The organism is Bradyrhizobium sp. GCM10028915 (genome assembly GCF_042666195.1).
Lineage (GTDB): Bacteria > Pseudomonadota > Alphaproteobacteria > Rhizobiales > Xanthobacteraceae > Bradyrhizobium > Bradyrhizobium canariense_D.
The window spans coordinates 53,801-73,938 of record NZ_JBHTFN010000001.1; the positions used below are offsets into that span (position 1 = coordinate 53,801).

Annotated in this window: 18 protein-coding genes; 11 read left to right on the top strand and 7 right to left on the bottom strand. The window is 64.4% G+C overall.

Annotated features, from left to right (window positions below; genetic code table 11):
• Positions 1-72 precede the first annotated feature (72 nt).
• Positions 73-1,197, top strand: coding sequence for a DUF1236 domain-containing protein (locus tag ACFQX9_RS00240; protein WP_018457184.1), 1,125 nt, complete (start codon positions 73-75; stop codon positions 1,195-1,197).
• A gap of 49 nt (positions 1,198-1,246) precedes the next feature.
• Here the strand turns inward: ACFQX9_RS00240 and ACFQX9_RS00245 are convergent, their stop codons facing one another.
• The gene (locus ACFQX9_RS00245) at positions 1,247-2,203 is read right to left on the bottom strand and encodes a lytic transglycosylase domain-containing protein (RefSeq protein WP_018457183.1); all 957 of its coding nucleotides are present in this window, start codon (positions 2,201-2,203) and stop codon (positions 1,247-1,249) included.
• Between the two features lie 183 nt (positions 2,204-2,386).
• Between ACFQX9_RS00245 and ACFQX9_RS00250 the strand changes: the two genes are divergently transcribed.
• The gene (locus ACFQX9_RS00250) at positions 2,387-3,421 is read left to right on the top strand and encodes a L,D-transpeptidase family protein (RefSeq protein WP_368508406.1); all 1,035 of its coding nucleotides are present in this window, start codon (positions 2,387-2,389) and stop codon (positions 3,419-3,421) included.
• Between the two features lie 346 nt (positions 3,422-3,767).
• Here the strand turns inward: ACFQX9_RS00250 and ACFQX9_RS00255 are convergent, their stop codons facing one another.
• Positions 3,768-4,625, bottom strand: a complete 858-nt coding sequence (locus tag ACFQX9_RS00255) for a VOC family protein (RefSeq protein WP_231188748.1) — start codon at positions 4,623-4,625, stop codon at positions 3,768-3,770.
• Between the two features lie 147 nt (positions 4,626-4,772).
• Complete coding sequence (locus tag ACFQX9_RS00260; protein ID WP_204510541.1) at positions 4,773-5,963, bottom strand: urate hydroxylase PuuD; 1,191 nt, start codon at positions 5,961-5,963, stop codon at positions 4,773-4,775.
• A gap of 234 nt (positions 5,964-6,197) precedes the next feature.
• Between ACFQX9_RS00260 and ACFQX9_RS00265 the strand changes: the two genes are divergently transcribed.
• The gene (locus ACFQX9_RS00265) at positions 6,198-7,538 is read left to right on the top strand and encodes a PQQ-dependent sugar dehydrogenase (RefSeq protein WP_377785996.1); all 1,341 of its coding nucleotides are present in this window, start codon (positions 6,198-6,200) and stop codon (positions 7,536-7,538) included.
• A 168-nt stretch (positions 7,539-7,706) separates the two neighbouring features.
• Here the strand turns inward: ACFQX9_RS00265 and ACFQX9_RS00270 are convergent, their stop codons facing one another.
• The 3 genes from ACFQX9_RS00270 to ACFQX9_RS00280 are packed head-to-tail and all read right to left on the bottom strand — an operon-like array spanning position 7,707 to position 9,885.
• On the bottom strand, positions 7,707-8,507 hold the full coding sequence (locus tag ACFQX9_RS00270; RefSeq protein ID WP_085352069.1) for an SDR family NAD(P)-dependent oxidoreductase: 801 nt from the start codon (positions 8,505-8,507) through the stop codon (positions 7,707-7,709).
• The gene (locus ACFQX9_RS00275; protein ID WP_377785998.1) at positions 8,498-9,058 is read right to left on the bottom strand and encodes a carboxymuconolactone decarboxylase family protein; all 561 of its coding nucleotides are present in this window, start codon (positions 9,056-9,058) and stop codon (positions 8,498-8,500) included. Before ACFQX9_RS00275 ends, ACFQX9_RS00270 begins: the two co-directional genes overlap by 10 nt.
• Before the next feature lie 14 nt (positions 9,059-9,072).
• Entirely contained in the window at positions 9,073-9,885 is an 813-nt protein-coding gene (locus ACFQX9_RS00280) for an SDR family NAD(P)-dependent oxidoreductase (protein ID WP_377786000.1), read from the bottom strand.
• A 232-nt stretch (positions 9,886-10,117) separates the two neighbouring features.
• Here ACFQX9_RS00280 and ACFQX9_RS00285 point away from each other — a divergent pair, with 232 nt between their 5' ends.
• From ACFQX9_RS00285 to cyoD, 4 genes are read left to right on the top strand one after another with little or no spacing between them, the layout of a single operon-like run.
• Positions 10,118-10,951, top strand: a complete 834-nt coding sequence (locus ACFQX9_RS00285) for a cytochrome ubiquinol oxidase subunit II (protein WP_377786002.1) — start codon at positions 10,118-10,120, stop codon at positions 10,949-10,951.
• Positions 10,941-12,941, top strand: coding sequence for a cytochrome o ubiquinol oxidase subunit I (cyoB, locus tag ACFQX9_RS00290; protein WP_377786147.1), 2,001 nt, complete (start codon positions 10,941-10,943; stop codon positions 12,939-12,941). The genes ACFQX9_RS00285 and cyoB overlap by 11 nt, the downstream gene beginning before the upstream one ends.
• Positions 12,941-13,582 (top strand): cytochrome (ubi)quinol oxidase subunit III, encoded by a 642-nt coding sequence (locus ACFQX9_RS00295; protein WP_027568767.1) that lies wholly within the window; start codon positions 12,941-12,943, stop codon positions 13,580-13,582. Before cyoB ends, ACFQX9_RS00295 begins: the two co-directional genes overlap by 1 nt.
• Positions 13,579-13,968: a cytochrome o ubiquinol oxidase subunit IV gene (gene cyoD, locus ACFQX9_RS00300; RefSeq protein WP_018457172.1), complete on the top strand. Its 390-nt coding sequence runs from the start codon at positions 13,579-13,581 to the stop codon at positions 13,966-13,968. Before ACFQX9_RS00295 ends, cyoD begins: the two co-directional genes overlap by 4 nt.
• Before the next feature lie 217 nt (positions 13,969-14,185).
• Here the strand turns inward: cyoD and ACFQX9_RS00305 are convergent, their stop codons facing one another.
• Positions 14,186-14,974: a thermonuclease family protein gene (locus ACFQX9_RS00305; RefSeq protein ID WP_377786005.1), complete on the bottom strand. Its 789-nt coding sequence runs from the start codon at positions 14,972-14,974 to the stop codon at positions 14,186-14,188.
• A gap of 196 nt (positions 14,975-15,170) precedes the next feature.
• Between ACFQX9_RS00305 and ACFQX9_RS00310 the strand changes: the two genes are divergently transcribed.
• From ACFQX9_RS00310 to ACFQX9_RS00325, 4 genes are all read left to right on the top strand, one after another.
• Positions 15,171-16,769, top strand: a complete 1,599-nt coding sequence (locus ACFQX9_RS00310) for a GMC family oxidoreductase (RefSeq protein WP_377786007.1) — start codon at positions 15,171-15,173, stop codon at positions 16,767-16,769.
• Between the two features lie 7 nt (positions 16,770-16,776).
• Entirely contained in the window at positions 16,777-17,226 is a 450-nt protein-coding gene (locus ACFQX9_RS00315; protein WP_377786009.1) for a hypothetical protein, read from the top strand.
• Positions 17,227-17,317: 91 nt separating this feature from the next.
• On the top strand, positions 17,318-18,337 hold the full coding sequence (locus ACFQX9_RS00320) for a S1C family serine protease (RefSeq protein ID WP_377786011.1): 1,020 nt from the start codon (positions 17,318-17,320) through the stop codon (positions 18,335-18,337).
• A gap of 59 nt (positions 18,338-18,396) precedes the next feature.
• Positions 18,397-20,121 (top strand): FAD-dependent oxidoreductase, encoded by a 1,725-nt coding sequence (locus ACFQX9_RS00325; RefSeq protein WP_377786013.1) that lies wholly within the window; start codon positions 18,397-18,399, stop codon positions 20,119-20,121.
• Positions 20,122-20,138 lie beyond the last annotated feature (17 nt).

A 20,138-nucleotide genomic window follows, 5' to 3' on the forward strand; every position in this document is an offset into this window, starting at 1 on the left:
CGGGAAAAAGTGGAACAGACGCTTTTAGCGCAGGTTAATAGCTAACGCTTTGACCGAACAAGGGAGTGAACCATGATCCGCCTGTTGGCAACGACCGCCTTAGGGCTGGTGCTGGCGAACGCCGCCTTTGCGCAATCGCCAAGCAGCAACACCAAGTCTGAGCAAACGCCGCAATCCCAGTCCAATTCCGCAGCTCCGTCCAACACGTCGCCGTCTGGCGCGGCACAAACACAGCAGTCGCGATCGCAGCCGCAGCAATCATCAACGCCCGGAGCGTCGACACAGAATACCCAGGCGACCACTCCGTCTTCCGGATCGGCCAATTCCGGCTCCGGGACCAACGCCACCAACAGCGCGGACACGTCCTCGCGGCCGCCCAGTGGTACGGCAAACTCCAACGCGGCCGGTAACCAGCCCGCCTCGCAGCAGAGCGCCAATCCGCCGGCGGCGAACTCGAACCAGACGCAGGATCGCTCCAACCCTCCGTCGAACAATACCAATCAGGCGCAGCAGGCGCCTGGTTCATCTGGTACCAACCAGGCCCAGCAATCGCCAAACACGCCGAGCAGCAATCAGGCGCAAGACCAGCGGACCGGTGCCAATTCACAGGCCGCCGCCCGCACTGACGTCAACCTCAACAAGCAGCAGGAGACCAAGATCAGCGCGTCCATCTCGCATCTCAACGTGCGGCCGCTGACCAGCGTCAATTTCTCGCTCAACGTCGGCACGGTGGTGCCGCGCGATGTCCAGCTATCGACGCTGCCACCCGATGTGGTCGAGATCGTGCCGCAATATCGCGGCTACAGCTTTGCGCTGGTGAAGGATGAAATCGTCGTGGTCGATCCGGCGACATACAAGATCGTAACCGTGCTGCCGTACTCGGGACAATCCACCGCGACAACGACGACCACGCGTGAGCGCAGCGCCAGCAAGTTTTCGGATCGCGATCGCGAAGTGATCCGCAAGCATGCGAAGACCCGCACCGAGGGACGGAGCGAACGACAGACCACCGGCAGCACCGCGCGGTCCGAGATCCATGTTGGTGACCGCGTTCCCGAGAGTGTCGAGGTCGAGGAATTCCCGAGCACCGTCTATCGGGACGCGCCCGACCTGCGCGAGTACCGCTACATCCACCGCGATACGCGGACCTATGTCGTCGAGCCCCGCGAACGCCGCATCATCGAGGAGATCGACTAGTTCGCGGCCACTGGAAGCCGCTCCATCGAGCGGCTTCCGGATTTGCGCATCAGCCCGAAGATCGTTCGCGCGCTGCAAAACGGATGGCGCGGGCCTTCGCGCTCTTTCCCGCCGCACGCGCGGCGATCATGCTGCGTGCCTTGCCGTGGGTGTTCTTCCGGATCAGAGACGCGAGCCGCTTGCGTGCGTGGCTGGCGGTCAATCGCGCCGCCAGTTGCTCGGCCTTGCGAATGATGGTGGCGACCGAGGGCGTCAGGTTCACCGGAACCCAGGCGACGTCCTTCGTCTTGGACAGGCTGCCGATGCCCTCGCAGGGTGCTTCGCGCGGCAGGTCGATCCGGATCGCGAGGGCTTCCGCGCGTTCGGTCCAGTCCTCGGCCCTGGTGCCGGTGATGATGCGGACATAGTCGCGTGTCTCACGCGGCAGCTCGCTCTCTTTGGCGAGCCATTTCTGGATTCGGCCGGGACCTGCGTTGTAGGCGGCTGCGGCAAGGCCGAGATTGCCGAAATCGTCGCGCAGCTTGCGCAGGAACTTGGCCGATGCCGGCAGCGCCTTCATCGCATCGAACGGATCATCTAGCCCGACCTCCGCTGCCGTTTCCGGCATGAACTGCGCGACGCCCTGCGCGCCGGCCTGGCTGACCTCGTTGGACTTGAAGCGGCTCTCCTGCCAGATCAAACGCGCGAAGAACGGCACGGGAATGCCGCTGGCTTCGGCAGCTCCGCGAAGCGCGTGGCAGAAGCGTTCCGTCGGCGAAACCGGCGCCTGCGCGACGGGTTCGACCGTATCCGGCGGCTCGGGGGTCTCCTCATAGGCCGCACGCGCATTGGCGAGCTCGAGGGCCTGCACGCTTGCAAGGAACAGCTCGACCACCGGAACAAGTGACGAGGCCTGAGTGTTTTGAAGAACGGCGTGATCGAAAGCTGATGGTTGGCGGGACGCCGACGGATCGAAGTCGCACATCAGAATCATGAACGCGGCGCACGCCGCGACGACAAATCGCATTGCTGGAGCAACCTCGAACTGTGGGTGAACGGCCAGCGATGCGCCGGCGATAAGGAGTTATTAACCGAGCGATTGCGGCAAAGCTGCGGTCTCGTCGGTTCCCACGGTGTTACTACGGTGTTCCCGCCGGAAACTCTTTGCTCCGCGAATTTGCGGGGGCGTTGGCGAATGGGGACGAGCGAGATGATGCGGTGGATGCTTGGCGCGGTGATTTCGCTGGCGGCGATCTCTTCGGCGCTTGCGGGCAATCTCGATGCGGCAGCGGTAAACGATGCTGCGCGTCCCGCAAAGCAACCTGCTAGCGACAAGCTCAACGCCGCGATCGTGAAGCTTCAGATTCTGCTCGACCGTGCGCGGTTCTCGCCCGGGGAGATCGACGGCAAGCTCGGAGAGAGCGCGCAGAAGGCACTGAAAGCATTCGCCGAGCAGAACGGCGTTGCATCGGATAAAACGATCGCGCCCGAGCTTTGGGACAAGTTGAACGCCGCGAGCGAAGGCGCCGTCCTCGTCGAATACAAGATCACGGACGCGGATGTGAAGGGCCCGTTTCTGAAGGAGCTGCCCGGCAAGCTTGATGACATGAAGCCGCTGAAGGCGCTGAGCTACACCAGCCCGCTCGAAGGGCTTGCCGAGAAATCCCACATGAGCGCCGATCTGCTCAAGGCGCTCAACCCGGACAAGGCCTTCGACAAGGTGGGAGCGACCATCGTCGTTGCAAACGTTCCGGCGCGGCGAGAGCTTCCGAACATCGCGCGGCTCGACGTCGACAAAAGGAACGGGACGCTGAAAGCATTCGACCAGGGCGCCACCCTGATCGCGTTCTATCCCGCGTCAATCGGAAGTCCGGATCGTCCGACGCCGAGCGGTACGCTCAAGGTCACCAGCACCCACGAGAATCCGGTTTATCACTACAACCCTGACTACAAGTTCAGAAGCGTCAAATCGAAACAGCCGTTCGATGTTCAGCCGGGCCCGAACAATCCGGTGGGAGCATACTGGATCGGCTTGTCCGCACAGGGGTACGGCATCCACGGAACGTCGGAGCCCGACAGGGTCAGCAAGTCCGCGTCGCATGGCTGCGTCAGGTTGACCAATTGGGACGTGCGCGCGCTGGGCGAGCACGTCAAGCGCGGCACACCGGTGGTCTTTCTGGATGCGCCGACGGACTCCTCGTCCGAGCAGCGGCGGAAGTCCGGCGGTAGGCGCGCCTCGAACTAGTCTTTGGGAAAGTCCTTGCGCATCGCGATTTCGGCGGCATCACCGGGCGACAGCACGGTCTGGTCGAACGCTGCTTGCCCTCGTCATGATATCGTAGAGCGAGATGCCCTTGATGGCTTGCCCATGAGCTCGCGGACGCAGTCGGCGAGCGTGCCGTTGTAGACGGGATAGGGCGGACCTCGATCCTTTTGCCTCTGGCCCTTCAGCGACGGTCACTTCTTCAGTTCGGCCGGCGCGTCATAGGCGACCGGCGATATCTCTTTGAACATGCGCTCGGCCCTGAAGGCGCGGGTAGCCCCGAAGCCTGGGGCCGCCCTGTAGACGCTCGTTGAAGAATTAGTTCAAATCAGCCGGCAACAAAGGCGAGCAGGGTGCCGTTCGCCTTGGCCGGCGGCACGCAGATCGCAGGTCCGCTGCGCACGGCTGCCGAACCAAGCGCCTTGTCGGTGGCAGCGAGATCGCCGCTGACAAGCACCAGGGCAGCGCCACCGCGTTCGGAAAGACCCGCGAGCGGCACGCCGGGATAACGTTTGCCGAGCTGCTCCAGCGTCAAGTAAACGAATTCGGCACGATCGCCACCGGAGGGCACGGTCACTGCGCCGTCGGCTTCAGCCTTCGGCTCGCGGTCGATCAGCTGTCCCAGATCCGCGGCTTCCTTCGCGGGCTCGGGCGTCGCGATCAATGTCTGCTTGATCCGCTTGGCCGCATTGGCGTGCTTCATCAGCTCGGGAATCCACACCGTCTCTGGCGTCTTGTGCTGGCAGGCAAAAATGCGCACGCCGCCGGGCGCTTCTGCGGTCGGCCACATGAAGGTGCGGAATTTCGCCGCCGAGATCGTGCCATCAGGCAGCGTCACGGGCCGTTCGAAATCGGTCGGGCCGATCGGCTCCAGGCCACGCGCGCGGATTTCCTCCGCGCCGGCGGTGGAATCGACCGCTGTGAAGGCGATGCGCTCGATGCCTTCGCCGCGCTGGTCGAGGAAGGCACGCGCCGGCGCGTTGTGCTCGGTCGCCGCGAGCACGCCGAGCAGCTCCATATAATCCGGGTCGAACATGATCGTGTAGTTGCCGGTGCCCATATGTGTGCTGTGGGTGCCGCGCGGCGAGATGGTGAAGCCGAGCTGCCGGTAGTTTTCGGCGGCTTTGTCGAGGTCCTGCACCATGACCACGGCGTGGTCGATACCGATGACGTTCTTGAGGGCCACTGTTCTTTCCCCGAGTGCAAACTGACTGGACCGCCGTCGGCGGCCGCAAATCCTGTCTACGCCGGATAGGCGGTCAAGTCATTTTCAAATCGGTGGGACATGCGGAAATTTCATTCCGTGAAGCGCGATATCTGACACTTGATGGCGTCAGCGCGCCTGCTCGATATAGGCGGCGAGGATGGCGCGCTCCTCGCTGGTCATTTCCGTGATGTTGCCCGGCGGCATCGCGTTTGACCAGGCGGCGACGCGGCCGATCAGGCGGATGTTGCGATGGATGTGCTCGGGCGCGTCCAGCAATATGCCCTTCGGCGCGGTGACGATGCCGGCCCAGACCGGTTCGGCGGCGTGGCACATGCTGCAGCGGGACATCACGATCTCCTCGACATTGGCAAGCGTCGGCTGCGCCGACAGCGCGCTTGTCTTGACCTCGCGCGGGCCGGCCGCCGAGAGGAACAGGATCGCGATCACGCCGACCGCTGCGACGCCCCACACCCACCACGGCGATTTGCGCCCGGCGTGCCGCTCGTTGAAGAAATGGCGGATCACGGGGCCGAGCGCCAGGATGATTGCGACGATGATCCAGTTGAAGCGGGTGGCATAGAGCAGGGGATAGTGGTTGCTGATCATCAGCACGACGACAGGCAGCGTCAGATAGTTGTTGTGGACCGAGCGCTCCTTGCTGGTCTTGCCGAGCTTCGGATCGGGCGCCTGTCCTGCGATCAGGGCGGCCGCAATCTTCTTCTGGTTCGGGATGATCAGGGTGAAAACGTTGGCGACCATGATGGTGCCGATGATCGCCCCGATCTGGTTGAAGGCGCCGCGCCCGCTCAGCACGTGGGTGAAAGCATAGGTCAATGCGACCAGAAACAGATAGCCGCCGATGGCGAAGGGCAGCTCGCGCTGCGCGAGCCCGGTACGGCAGGCGCCTTCATAGAGCAGCCATGCCAGCGCGAGGCTCGAGAGGCTGAACAGGCCGGCCTCGAATGGCGTGAGGTCGAGGATCGACTTGTCGACCAGGAACAAATCGGCCTCGAGATAATACACCACCACCATCAGCGCGAAGCCGGACAGCCAGGTGGTGTAGGCCTCCCATTTGAACCAGGTCAGCTCGTCCGGCATCTGCGCGGGCGCGACCAGATATTTCGTGATCCGGTAGAAGCCGCCGCCATGGACCTGCCAGGCCTCGCCCTGGACGCCCTCCGGCAGCTTGCTGTCAGGCCTGAGGCTGAGGTCGAGGGCGATGAAATAGAAGGAACTGCCGATCCAGGCAATCGCGGCGACCACGTGCAGCCAGCGGAGCAGCAGGCTCGCCCATTCCGATATGATGGATCCCCACATGATCACCCCAACGGATGCGACTCCAATGCCGCAGCTTCATGACCGCTACCGGCGGTGCCGCCCTTACAATGTGTCGCACCGATCAGCCGCATTTTCCAGTACGATGGGCTGCGGCTGATGCACATCGTGTGGGCATGAGCTGACGTGGGATTCGGCAGGCATTTGACCTGTCGCAGAACGTTTGCGCGTCGATCGGCGTTGATGCGCAATACGTGAAGGCCGGGAGGAAACGATTTGAAGAACAGGATTTCATTCGCGGCGATGTCCGCGGGATGGCTGGCCGCGGTCGCGACCTGCGCACAGGCTGAGCCGGTGCTGCAAGGCAAGGACGCCTACGGCGATTGGCAGGCCGACAAGCCCGGCACGGTCAGGTTGATCCGGCCGCAGGATCTGGTCAGGCCCGGCGCCACGCGGTCGGTTGCGAGTTCGTCGCGCGTGGTGCCGCGCCCACCGGAGGGGGCGCTTCAGGTACCGGCCGGCTTCAAGATCGAGCTGTTCGCCGAGGGCCTGCGCGCCCCGCGCATCGTGCGCGTGGCGCCGAACGGCGATGTCTACGTCGCCGAGACGCGCGCGGGCAACGTCCGCGTGTTGCGCGCCGGCGAAGGCGGCAAGGCCGCGACCAACGAGGTGTTCGCTGCCGGACTGCGGCAGCCGTTCGGCATCGCCTTCTTCCCAAACGGCGACAATCCGCAGTGGGTCTATGTGGCCAACACCGACAGCGTCGTCCGCTTTCCCTACCAGGCCGGCGATCTCAAGGCGCGCGGCAAGGCGGAGACGATCGTGGCAAGCCTGCCCCACGACGGCGGTCATTCCACCCGCGACATCGTCTTTACGCCCGACAACAAGCGCATGCTGGTGTCGGTCGGCTCGCTCAGCAACGTCGCCGAGGGCATGGGCACGCCGCCGGGTGGCGTGGAAGCCTGGTCGAAAGCGCAACCGCTCGGTGCGGCCTGGGCCAGCGAGACCGAACGCGCCACCGTGCTCGCCTTCACCCCCGAGGGCAAGGAGCGGAAGATCTACGCCAGCGGCATCCGCAACTGCGTCGGACTTGCGATCCAGCCGCAGACCGGGTTGCCCTGGTGCTCGACCAACGAACGCGACGGGCTCGGCGACGATCTCGTGCCTGACTACGTCACCAGCGTGAAGGAAGGCGCGTTCTACGGCTGGCCGTGGTTCTATATCGGCGGCAACGAAGACCCGCGTCACGCCGGAGCGCGGCCGGACCTCAAGGGCAAGGTGACGGTGCCCGATGTGCTGGTGCAGCCGCACTCGGCCTCGCTGGGCATGACCTTCTATCAGGGCACGCAGTTTCCGTCAGAGTATCAGGGCGATGCTTTCGCGGCCGAGCACGGCTCGTGGAACCGGTCGAAGCGCACCGGCTACAAGGTGATCCGCATCCGGATGAAGGACGGCAAGCCGACCGGCGAGTATGAGGATTTCGTCACGGGATTCGTGGTGAGCGACACCGAGGTGTGGGGGCGGCCCGTCGGTGTTGCCGTGGCGAAGGACGGATCGCTGCTGGTGTCGGAGGACGGCAACGGGACGATCTGGCGGGTGACAAGCGTGCCGCGATGAAGGTGTACCCTCGCCCCTTGCGGGAGAGGGTGGCTCGCCGCGCAGCGGCGGGACGAGTGAGGTTCTATCGGCGAACTCCTCTGCGTGTGCGGAGAGAAACCCCTCATCCGGCGCCTCGCGCCACCTTCTCCCGCAAGGGGAGAAGGAAGAGCAGCGTGCTTAGGATGTCTACCCCCGTCTCACACTCGCTCCGCCATCCACCGGCAACGTCACACCGGTGATGAAATTCGCCTCGTCCGAGGCCAGGAACAGCGCGGCATTCGCGACGTCCCACCCCGTGCCCATCTTCTTGCGCAGCGGCACCTTGCTGTCGCGCTCGGCTTCGACTTCGGCGCGGGTCTTGTGCCATTCGCGGGCCCGGGTGTCGACGGCCATCGGCGTGTTCATCAGGCCCGGCAGGATGACGTTGGCGCGGATGCCGTATTCCGCATTCTGGTAGGCGAGCTGTTCGGTGAAGGCGATCATCGCCGATTTCGTCGCCTTGTAGGCGACGTAAGGGTAGGTGGTGATCGCCGCCATCGAGGAGATGTTGATGATCACGCCGCTTCCTTGCGCGCGCATGATCGGGATCACCTCTTTCGCCGCCAGAATGCAGCTCTTCAGATTGATCGCGACGACGCGGTCGAACGCCTCCTCGGTGATTTGCAGCAGCTCGGCGTCGCCGCCGGACAGGCTGACGCCCACATTGTTGTGCAGCACGTCGATCCGGCCCCAGCGCGCCTGTGCCTCCGCGACCATTGCCTTGATGTCGGCAGACTTTGTGACGTCGGCCCTGAACGCCGCTGCCGTGCCATGCTGCGCGGCGATCATGGCGGCGGTTTCCTGCGCTGATTCCAGATGATGATCGACGCACAACACCTTGGCGCCCTCGCGCGCGAAGGTCAGCGCCGTGGCGCGGCCGTTGCCCATGCCTTCGCCCGGGCTCTGCCCGGCGCCCACAACGACCGCAACCTTGTCCTTCAAGCGCATGTTAGTTCACTCCCGGAATCGGGTACTGCTGGAGTACCTCTTTGTAATATGGCTCGTTGTCGATCTTCATGGTGGCGAGCACGCGCACCACGCCGCAATAGAAGGCGATGGTCAGCACGAGGTCGATGTTCGTCCGAGAGATGCTGCTTGATCTCGGCAAAGGTCACATCCGAGATCGCGAGTTCGCGCACCATCTCGCGGGCACCTTTCAGGATCGCCTTGGCCTGTGGCTCGAGCGTCGAGGGCCTACCGTCGGTCTCCGCCATCAGGCCGGCGATGTCACCGTCGGTGACGCCGAACTCCCTGCCGATCTTCACGTGATGAGTGAACTCGTATTCCGACTTCTCCATCCAGCCGACCTGGAGGATCGCAAGCTCCCGCAGGCGCGGGTCGAGTTTGCTCTTGAAGCGGATGTAGCCGCCGATGCCGTTGAAGGCGCGCGCCATATCCGGCGAATTGATCAGCAGCTTGTGCAGATTGGTGTTGCGCTTGAGCATGTCGCGATATTCGGGCGCGACCTGGTCGGCCTCGAGATAGGGCAGGCGAGCCATCCCTGATGTTCCTTTCAGTGTTCTTGTGATTCACGTTCGGGGGCTTGTAGCGTCACGCCGCCGTCGACCACCAGCACCTGGCCGGTGATGTAGCGCGCAAAATTGCTGAGCAGGAATTTGACGGCATGGCCGACGTCCCAGCCGGTGCCTTCCGTTTTCAGCAAGGATGCCTTTTCCCGCTGGGCGCGGGCCTGCTCACTCATGCCGCGGGCATAGACCATCGGCGTGTACATCGGCCCGGGACAGATGCAGTTGACGCGGATGTTGTCGCGGCCGTGATCGACCGCCATCGCGCGGGTGAGACCGATGATGGCGGCCTTCGAGGTCGTATAGCTCGTGAGCCCGCGTGGCCGCAGCGCCGAGATCGAGGAGATGTTGACGATCGCACCGCCCTGCGCGGTCCGGATCATCGCAGGGATCGCGTGCTTGGAGAGCAGGAACATGCTTTCGACATTGACCTGCATGACGCGGCGATATTGCTCGGGCGCTTCGTCGACCACGCTGCCGCGGCTCCCGATGCCGACATTGTTGTCGAGGAAATCGAGCCGGCCCCAGCGGTCGAGCGCGGCTTCGACCAGTGTCTTGCAATCGCTCTCGCTGGTGACGTCACCGCCATGCGCCGCGGCCGTGCCACCTTCGGCTGCGATCATCTCCACGGTGCGTTCGGCGAGCTTGAGGTCGCGATCGGCCACCAGCACTTTGGCGCCGGCGCGAGCCAGTAGAATTGCGGCGGCGCGGCCGTTGCCTATGCCGTCGCCCGCAGCGCCCCCGCCGCTGACCAGCGCCACCTTGCCGGCGAGACCGGGATCGTCCTCGGGCCCCTGCATGTCGTTTCATCCCAAATATTTTCGTGCAGTCTAGCAATCGCGCGGAGCGGCGAGAAGGGCCGGCTCCCGCTTTCATGTCATTGACATCGCATGGAATTGCATGCCGCCGCGCGAGAAGGGCGAACGATCGACCCGCGCCGTTAGGAACCGACCTCACGCAATCGCGTTTGTTGCGGGGCCTTTCCCGCGCTAGGCTCTGTCCCGGGGCTTCCCAAACGCCAGTGGCTTGCCGATGAATCTGCTCGATCCACAAGGGCCTGTGGCTGCGGCCAACAGCACCATCCTGGTCGATTCCGTCTTCATCATGCTCGCGATCGTGGTGCCGACCATTTTCGCGATTCTGGCCTTTGCGTTCTGGTTTCGCGCCTCGAATCCCAAAGCAAAGTTTCAGCCCGACTTCGTCTATTCCGGGCGGGTGGAGATGGTGGTGTGGGCGATCCCCGCGCTCACCGTGATCCTGCTCGGCGGCGTCGCCTGGATCGGCTCGCACCAGCTCGATCCCGCGGCACCCGTGCCCGGCACCGGCAGCGCGGTTCGCATCCAGGCCGTCTCGCTCGATTGGAAATGGCTCTTCATCTATCCGGACCAGCGCATCGCCACCGTCAATACGCTGACGGTGCCGGCAGGCGCCGAGCTGAATTTCCAGCTGACGTCCTCGAGCGTGATGAACACCTTCTTCATCCCGCAGCTCGGCAGCATGATCTACACCATGAACGGCATGGTGACGAAGCTGAACCTACGCGCCGACAACGAAGGCAAGCTGCAGGGACTGTCGGCGCATTTTTCCGGCGACGGATTTCCGGACATGATGTTCGACGTCAACGTGGTCTCGCCGCTCGCCTTTCCGGACTGGGTCGCGACCACGGCGAAGAGCGATGCTGTCCTCAATGAGGACAGCTACAAGAAGCTGATGCAGCAGGGCGTCGAAAAGGGCAGGCCAAGCTACAGGCTCGACGATCCCCGACTGTTCGACCTGATCGCGACCCAGCACATTCCGCCGGGACCGGGGCCGGAGCTCGCATCCGAAGCAGGCCGGTCGCACAGTGGAGGCCATGATGCTCGGTAAGCTCGATTGGTCGGCCATTCCGTTCGATCAGCCGATACCGCTGGTCGCAGGCGCCGTGGTGTTGGTCGGGATTCTCGGCGTGCTGGCCTGGGTCGTGGTGAAGGGGCATCTGCCCTATCTCTGGCACGAGTGGATCACCAGCGTCGACCACAAGCGGATCGGCGTGATGTACATCCTGCTGGCCTCGGTGATGCTGCTGCGCGGCGGCAGCGACGCCATCATGATGCGGATTCAGCAGGCGGTCGCCTACCAGTCGCAAGGCTATCTGCCGCCGGAGCACTACAACCAGATATTCTCCGCGCACGGCACCATCATGATCTTTTTCGTAGCGATGCCGTTCGTGATCGGACTGATGAATCTCATCGTGCCGCTCCAGCTTGGCGTACGAGATGTCGCTTTCCCGACGCTCAATTCGGTCGGCTTCTGGCTGACCGCGACCGGTGCGCTGCTGGTCAATCTCTCGCTCGTGATCGGCGAGTTCGCCCGCACCGGCTGGCTCGCCTTTCCGCCGCTGTCGGAACTGTCCTACTCGCCGGGCGTCGGCGTCGATTATTACGCCTGGTCGCTGCAGATCTCCGGCGTCGGCACGTTGGTGGCCGGCATCAATCTCGTGACGACGGTGCTGAAGCTGCGCACCAAAGGCATGAACTATCTGCGCATGCCGATGTTCTGCTGGACCACACTGGCCTCGAACCTCCTCATCGTCGCGGCTTTCCCGATTTTGACCGCCACCCTCGCGATGCTGCTGCTCGACCGCTATGTCGGCTTCCACTTCTTTACCAATGAGGGCGGCGGCAATGTCATGATGTTCATGAACCTGATCTGGGCCTGGGGGCATCCCGAGGTCTACATCCTAGTTCTGCCGGCCTTCGGCATCTTCTCCGAGGTGGTCTCGACCTTCTCCGGCAAGGCGCTGTTTGGCTATCGCTCGATGGTGCTGGCGACCATGGCGATCTGCATCATCTCCTTCATGGTCTGGCTGCATCACTTCTTCACGATGGGAGCGGGTCCCGACGTCAACGCTATCTTCGGCATTGCCAGCATGATCATCGCGATACCGACGGGAGTGAAGATCTACAACTGGCTGTTCACGATGTATGGCGGACGCATCCGCTTCGAGACGCCGATGCTGTGGTCGATAGGCTTCATGGTCACCTTCATCATCGGCGGATTGACGGGCGTGCTGGTCGCGGTGCCGCCGGCCGATTTCATTCTCCACAACAGCATGTTTCTGGTCGCGCACTTCCACAACGTCATCATCGGCGGCGTGCTGTTCGGCGCCTTCGCCGGCTTCGAGTACTGGTTCCCGAAGGCGTTCGGCTTTCGCCTCAACGACCGCTGGGGCAAGCTCGCATTCTGGTTCACTTTCCTCGGCTTCTACGTCACCTTCATCCCGCTCTACGTCGCCGGCATGCTGGGCATGACGCGGCGCATGCAGCACTATGACGTCGCGGCGTGGCGGCCATGGATGCTGGTTGCGGCGGTCGGCATGGCCGTGCTGACGATCGGCGTGATCTGCCAGATCGTGCAGCTCGTGGTCAGCATCCGCAACCGCGAGGCCCTGCGCGACCGCACTGGCGATCCCTGGGACGGCCGCTCGCTGGAATGGGCGACGTCGTCGCCGCCACCCGTTTTCAACTTCGCTTTCAATCCCGATGTGCGCGGCGAGGATGCCTATTGGGACATGAAGGCTCATGCCAAGCAGCAATCGCTCGATCATGATGCGCCCGAGTATCATGACATCGAGATGCCCAGGAACTCGCCGACCGGGTTCGTCTGCGCCTTCTTCGCCACCGTCATGGGCTTTGCGCTGATCTGGCACATCTGGTGGATGGTGATTTTGGGCGGTATCGGAGCGTTCGCGACATTCGTCGTGTTCGCCTGGCGCGACCATGACGAATACGTCATTCCGGCCGAGGAGGTCGCGGCGATAGACCGCGTCAACCTCGAGGAGCGGCGCAGCCTCGTCAGCATGGCGGGGACAGTCTGATGTCAATGACCGCGACCGCCGGCCGAGCGCACGCCGATCCCCATCACATCGGCCTCGTTATCGAGCATCCCGGGCCGGCGCCGAAGCGCATCGTGACCGCCTATGGCTTCTGGGTCTTCCTGCTCTCCGACATCGTGATGTTCTCCTGCTTCTTTGCGGCCTATGCGGTGCTGGCCGACCAGACCGCCGGCGGCCCGAAGGGTTCGGAGATATTCGAGCAGCGGAACGTCGCGATCGAGACGGTCTGCCTGCTGCTGTCGAGTTTCACGTGCGGCATGGCGAGCATCGCAGCCGACGTGCGCAACCGGTTCTGGTTCTATCTCGGGATGGCGGTGACGTGTTTGCTCGGCCTCATCTTTCTCGTCATTGAGTTTCGCGAATTCGCTGATCTCGTTGCCCGCGGCTATGGCCCATCGCGCAGCGCTTTCCTGACCTCGTTCTTCTCGCTGGTCGGCTGCCACGGCCTCCACGTCTCGGCCGGCATATTGTGGCTCCTCACCATGATGGCCCAGGTCTTCGCAAAGGGTTTTCGTGCCGACGTGCTGCGCCGGATGATGTGCTTTGCGTTGTTCTGGCATGCGCTCGACATCGTCTGGGTCGGAGTCTTCTCCGTCGTCTATTTGCTTGGGAGTGGCGTATGAGCGATCAGACGCATATGCCGGCCGGCCATGACCTTGCGCCGGGCGATGAGGAGCAACACAGCGTTGGGACGCGTATCCTCGGCTACGTGGTCGGTCTTGTCCTCGCGCTGCTGCTGACGGCGACCTCGTTCTTTATCGCCGGCACGGATCTGGTCTGGCAGCCTTCGATTCCCGTCGCGCTGATCGTGCTGGCGATCGCGCAGATGGGCGTGCACCTCGTGTTCTTCCTGCACATCACCACCGGCCCTGACAACACCAACAACGTGCTGGCGCTGGCCTTCGGACTGCTGGTGGTGTTCCTGGTGGTCGGTGGTACCGTCTGGATCATGGCGCATCTGAATGCGAACATGCCGGCCATGGATCAGATCATGCCGATGCGCCGCTAAGGGCGCACAAAAAAGAAGAGCCGCTTGTTGTGACAAGCGGCCCAAGTCTAGGGAGGAAACGCCCGAGCAAAGCAATCGGGCCGGAGCCGGATTGCCGCCAAGGAAACGCTCGCGCAAAGCGCTTGCGTATGTTTACAAATGCAGCAACTCCCGATGGAGTTCAATTCCGGATGAATACTGTCTCCGACTACCGCTCACGGCTGCGTGATGGGCTTCGCTATTTCGGCCGTCGGCAATTGTAGGCCTTGCGGAAGCCCGCAGCCTGAGCGTCGTTCTCTGAGCAGAACCAGCGATCCGGCTTGGTGGTCGCGGGGTAGCTCGGGCAGCCCCGCAAATGGTAGATGCCGATATTGCCGGTCACGCGCGCGCGGACCGCAAGCTTGCCCTTGATGCCACAGCTCGGCGGCATCGTTAGATCCTCGGGAAACAACACCGCGCGAATCTCCTTGTCACGGTCGGTGCGGCAGGCGGCGCCCAGGAGCGCGCCGTCCTTCTTGCCGGTGCGGAATTCCTGCGGTGCAACAAAGCAGCCCTTCCAGATTCCGGCCGAGGTTGATTTCGCGTCGGCCGCGGCCGACTTGACGTTCGCCTTGACCGGCTCGCGGGCGATGGCAAAGCCCAGCTTGACCAGCTGCTCGTTCAAGCTGGTCTTGTCGCCTTCGGCCGTGCAGATCGCGCGGTGCCGCTTGCCAAAACTCTTTTCCGGTCCGACATCGTCGCAACGCACCGATCGCTTGCCAATCAGCTTGGCGAGCTGGTCGCGGGCCTCGATGCCGCAGGTCCAGGGATCGGCGTGATCGTCGATGCAGACCTGGTCCAGCTCGGGTGCGTCGACGCCGTCGAGGCGATAGGTGACGTCGCCAAGCTGGACGGCGTTGCCATCGCGGACCGTCGCGGCGGCGGTCAGCGCCGCGGCGGGGCCGGTGGTGCCCAGAAATCCGGACAGGGCAATAAAGGAAACGAGCGCAAAAGCGCGGGCGCTGGCAAAGGATTTTCGGAAGGACATAAGGTCTCGCTATCGATGGCTCGTGCGCCTTGTTCCTAGCATCCGGATGTGGCGATACCAATGGTCTGCGCCCCGCGAAGTGCGACATTCCGGCCCCGCGGCTTTACTCAGCCGTAGCTCTGATCCTATCGTTCGCCGGCCTTGCGGAGCGGAGGCCGAATCGCCCGGGAAGCGGCGAAGGGAGGAAAATTTCGCGATGAAAGACCCCGTGGACGTCCTGATCATCGGCGCCGGCGCTTCGGGCGCGGCGGTGGCGTGGTCGCTGGCCGAGACCAAGATGCATATTCTCTGCCTGGAGCAGGGCGGCTGGATGAACCCGGCGGAATATCCCAGCACGGGCCGGGACTGGGAGGCCAAGTTCTACGGCGAGTGGTCGTCGAGCCCCAACGTCCGCGGGCGGCCCGAAGACTATCCGATCAACGACGACGATTCGCCGATCAAGGTCGTCAACTACAATGCGGTCGGTGGCTCGACGGTGATGTACACCGCGCACTGGCCGCGGCTGCACCCCTCCGATTTCAAGGTGAAGACGCTCGACGGCGTCGCCGACGACTGGCCGATCGACTACGACGCGCTGACCCCGTTCTTCGAAGAGAACGACCGGATGATGGGCACGTCCGGCCTCTCGGGCGACCCGCTCTCACCGCTGACGCATCCGCCGATGCCGCCACAGCCGATGGGGTTGTCCGGTGCGATCATCGGCAAGACCATGAACAAGCTCGGCTGGCACTGGTGGCCGTCGGATACGACGGTCGCGACCATGGACTACGAGGGGCGTGCGCGCTGCATCAATCTCGGCCATTGCACGCCGGCCTGCGCGCAAGGCGCGAAATCCTCGACCGACATCACCTATTGGCCGCACGCGGTCCGCGCCGGCGTCGAGCTGCGTACGCACTGCCGTGTGCGCGAGATCACCACCGACGAGAACGGCATGGCCACCGGCGTGGTCTATTACGACAAGGACGGCGTCGAGCAGTTTCAGCCGGCGCATGTGGTTATCATCGCCTGCAACGGCGTCGGCACGCCGCGGCTGCTGCTGAATTCGGCATCGGACCGCTTTCCGAACGGGCTTGCCAATTCGTCCGGCCTCGTCGGCAAGAACCTGATGTTCCATCCTTATGCGCAGATCTACGGCTACGTAAAAGAGCCGACCGATAGCAACCGCGCGCCGCCGACCTGCCTGTGGAGCAAGGAATGGTATGACACGGACCTCTCGCGCGGCTTCGTGCGCGGCTACGGCGTTCAGTTCGTGCGCGGCGCGGGGCCGGTGTTCGAGGCTGTCGTCAGCGAGCAGAAGGGGATATTGCCGTGGGGCGCCGATCATCACCGCATCTTCCGCAAGCTCAACGGCCACCGGCTCGGCTTTTCCGCGATTTGCGAGGACCTGCCGGAGGAGCACAATCAGGTCACGCTCGATCCGGTCTTGAGGGACGGCCACGGCATTCCCGCGCCGAAGATCAACTACACGATCAGCGAGAACAGCCAGAAGATGATGGAGCATGCGCTGGCGCGCGGGCGGGAGATTCTCGAAACCGCCGGGGCGAGCGACATCTGCGTCAACTCGCCGATCCCGTGGGGCGGCTGGCATCTGCTCGGCACGGCACGCATGGGCACCGACCCCGAACGCTCCGTCGTCAACGAATGGGGCCGCTCGCACGACGTGAAGAACCTCTTCATCGTCGACGGCAGCATCTTCGTCACCTCGGGCGGCGTGAACCCGACGTCCACCATCCAGGCCCTCGCGCTCTACATCGCCGACCAGATGAAGCAGCGCCTCGCCAATTTGTTCGATTGAGGCCGACATGTCCGCAGACAATCAACTGACACGCGTCCAACGCGACGACCTCCGCGCTATCGCCGCGATGATCGTTCCCGCCAGCGATGAGTACAAGGTGCCCGGCGCCGACGACCCCGCGATCCAGGCTGACATGCTGGCGACGCTGGGGCGTGACGCCAAATTGGTGGCGGCGGCGCTCGACCATCTGGCGCGGCTCGCGGGCCAACCGTTCGCCGAGCTCGATGCGGCCAGGCGCGATGCGGTGGCGCAGGAGTTTCGCAGTTCCGGCGGCGCGGCTGCCGCGACGCTCGTCCGCGTGGTGCTGCAATGCTACTACCGCGACGACCGTGTGCTGCGCTCGCTCGGCCTCGAGCTACGCGCGCCGTTCCCCCTGGGTTACGTGCTGCCGGATGGCGACTGGTCGCTGCTGGACCCGGTCAAGGCAAGGGCGGGCACGCTGCGACGGGCACCCTAGCCACCTGGGCAGTCCAGCCTTGCACCCCGGGCGGGTCCCTTGCGCCTAAAGGAGCAGGCCACCATCTGTGTGAGCCTCAAGGACTCCTACCATGTTGGATTTTACCTCAGACATCGCCGATGACGGTTCGTCATCGCGGGCGACAGCGGCTGTTCCGGACAATGACCGGGCCCTGCTGGACGCCTATTCCAACGCCGTGATCGACGTGACCGACCGCGTCGGTCCGGCGGTCGTGCGCGTCGAGACCGGACCAAAGGTGCCGAACGGCCGCGAGCGCGGCGGGCTCGGCTCGGGCATCGTGATCTCGCCGGACGGGCTCGTGCTCACCAATAGCCACGTGGTCGGCTCGTCGAAGGAGATCCGGCTGCGCGACGTCGAGGGCCATGTCGGCGACGCCCGGGTGCTCGGCGTCGATCCCGACACTGACCTTGCGCTGCTTCGCGCCAACGGCGTGCGGGACTTGCCCTATGCGGCGCTCGGCAACTCCAAGACCTTGCGGCGCGGCCAGCTCGTGATCGCGATCGGCAATCCCCTCGGCTTTGAATCGACCGTCACCGCCGGGGTTGTTTCGGCGCTTGGGCGCTCGATCCGCTCGGTCAGTGGCCGGACCATCGAGGACGTGATCCAGACCGATGCCGCGCTCAACCCCGGCAATTCGGGCGGGCCGTTGGTATCGTCGAATGCCGAGGTGATCGGCATCAACACCGCGATCATCAATGGCGCGCAAGGCATCTGCTTTGCGGTCGCCAGCAACACCGCGCAATTCGTGCTGTCGGAGATCATCCGCCACGGCTATGTCCGTCGCGCCTATATCGGCGTGGCCGGCCAGACCGCGCCGATCCCGCGGCGGCACGCGGTGCTGGCCGGCGTCGAGAATAAGATGGGCGCGCTGCTGGCGCAGATCGAGCCGGACGGGCCGGCCGCGAAGGCGGGCCTGTTGTCCGGCGATGTCGTGATCGGCCTCGACGGCGTCGAGATCAACGGCGTCGACGATCTGATCCGTGTGCTCGATCGCGACCGGATCGGCCGGCGACTGGCGATGGACGTGCTGCGGCTCGGCCGCCTGCGGGCGATCGACATCGATCCGGTCGAGCGCAAGCCGGCCCGCTAGCGTGTGGGCGCCGAAGCGGGGTATGACGGTGTCATGCCTCGCTTCGGGACCCCCGCCGCATGATGCCGGCGCATGAGACCTACGATGTCATCGTCGTCGGCGCCGGCGCCGGTGGCATGACGGCAGCGGCGGTGGCCGCCGCCGAGGGCCTGCGCGTGCTGGTGATCGAGAAGACCGCCTTCGTCGGCGGCACCACCGCATGGTCCGACGGCATGGTCTGGATTCCCGCCAATGCCAAAATGAAACAGGCGGGGCTCTCCGACAGCGTCACGGACGCCGTGCAATATTTGTCGAACACGGTGCCCGAGCCCGCCAATGCGGGCCTCCGCGCCGCCTTCCTCGCGCGCGGGCCGGAGGCGGTCGCTTATCTCGAAGCCAACACGCAAGTGCGCCTCCAGCCGGTGAAGGCCTGTCCGGACTATTATCCGGAGCGATTGGGCGCGACGCCGGGCGGGCGCGTGCTCGAGCCGGTCGTCTTCGACGGCACGCGGCTGGGCGCGCATTTCGCGCGGCTGCGCGCGCCGCTGCCGGAGTTCACGCGGTTCGGCGGGATGATGGTCAACCGCCTCGACATCCCGCATTTGCACCGGGCCGGAAGATCGCTGCGCTCGACTCTTCGCGCGGCGCGGCTGGTTTCGGAGCATGCGTGGCAGCGGCTGCGCGGCCCGCGCGGCACGACGCTGCAGCTTGGCAACGCACTCGCCGCACGGCTGTATGCCTCGCTGCTGGCCCGGCAGGTCGAGATCCTCTTCAGTGCGGACGTCGAAGGCCTGTCCACGCAGGGCGAACGGGTCGGCGGGGTAATTATCCGTCATGGCTCGCGCGATCGCCTGATCGCCGCGCGGCGCGGTGTGGTGCTGGCGACCGGCGGCTTTTCGCACGACGCAACCTTGCGCAAGCGCTTCTTCCCACCCGCTGCCGGATTCATCTCGGCGACCCACCCGTCCGCCACGGGTGACGGGCTCCGCCTCGCGACTGTAACCGGCGCAGCGCTCAATACGGATGCGACGAGCCCGGCCTATTGGGTGCCGGCCTCGCTGTTCCGGCGTGCCGATGGAAGCCGTGGTGTTTTCCCGCATACAGCGACCGACCGCGCCAAGCCCGGCGTGATCGCGGTCAATGCGGCCGGCCGGCGCTTCGCCAACGAGGCGCTGTCCTACCACGAGTTCGTGCTCGCGATGCTGCGTGACGGTGACGGCGAATCGGACCGGCCGTTCTATCTGATCTGCGACCGTCCGTTCCTGTGGAGTTACGGCCTAGGCCGCATCAAGCCGTTCACCCGCAATATCAGACGCTATGTGGCGAGCGGCGAGTTGGTCGAGGCCGCTGATATCGCGCAGGTCGCAGCGAAGATCGGCATCAAGCCGTCGATACTCGCGGCGACGATCGCAAACTACAATTCCGATGCGAAGGACGGCCGCGATCCCGAGTTCGGTCGCGGCAGCACCATCTCTCAGCGACACCTTGGTGATATCAGCCACAAGCCGAACCCTTGCGTCGCGCCCATCCTCTACGCGCCGTTCTTTGCGATGCGGATTTATCCGGCCGATCTCGGCACGGCGATCGGCATGAAGGTGGATGCCCAGGCGCGCGTATTGCGCGAGGACGGCACGCCGGTTGCGGGCCTCTACGCCTGCGGCAACGACATGGGCTCGATCATGAACGGCAATTGTCCCGGGCCGGGGATCGCGTTGGGACCGGCACTGACGTTCGGGTACATCGCAGGAAGGCATCTGGCGGAGGGGAGTGTGGCCGGGGCGAGTGCGGCCACAGCGTTGGTCTAGCCATTTCCACCGCTGTC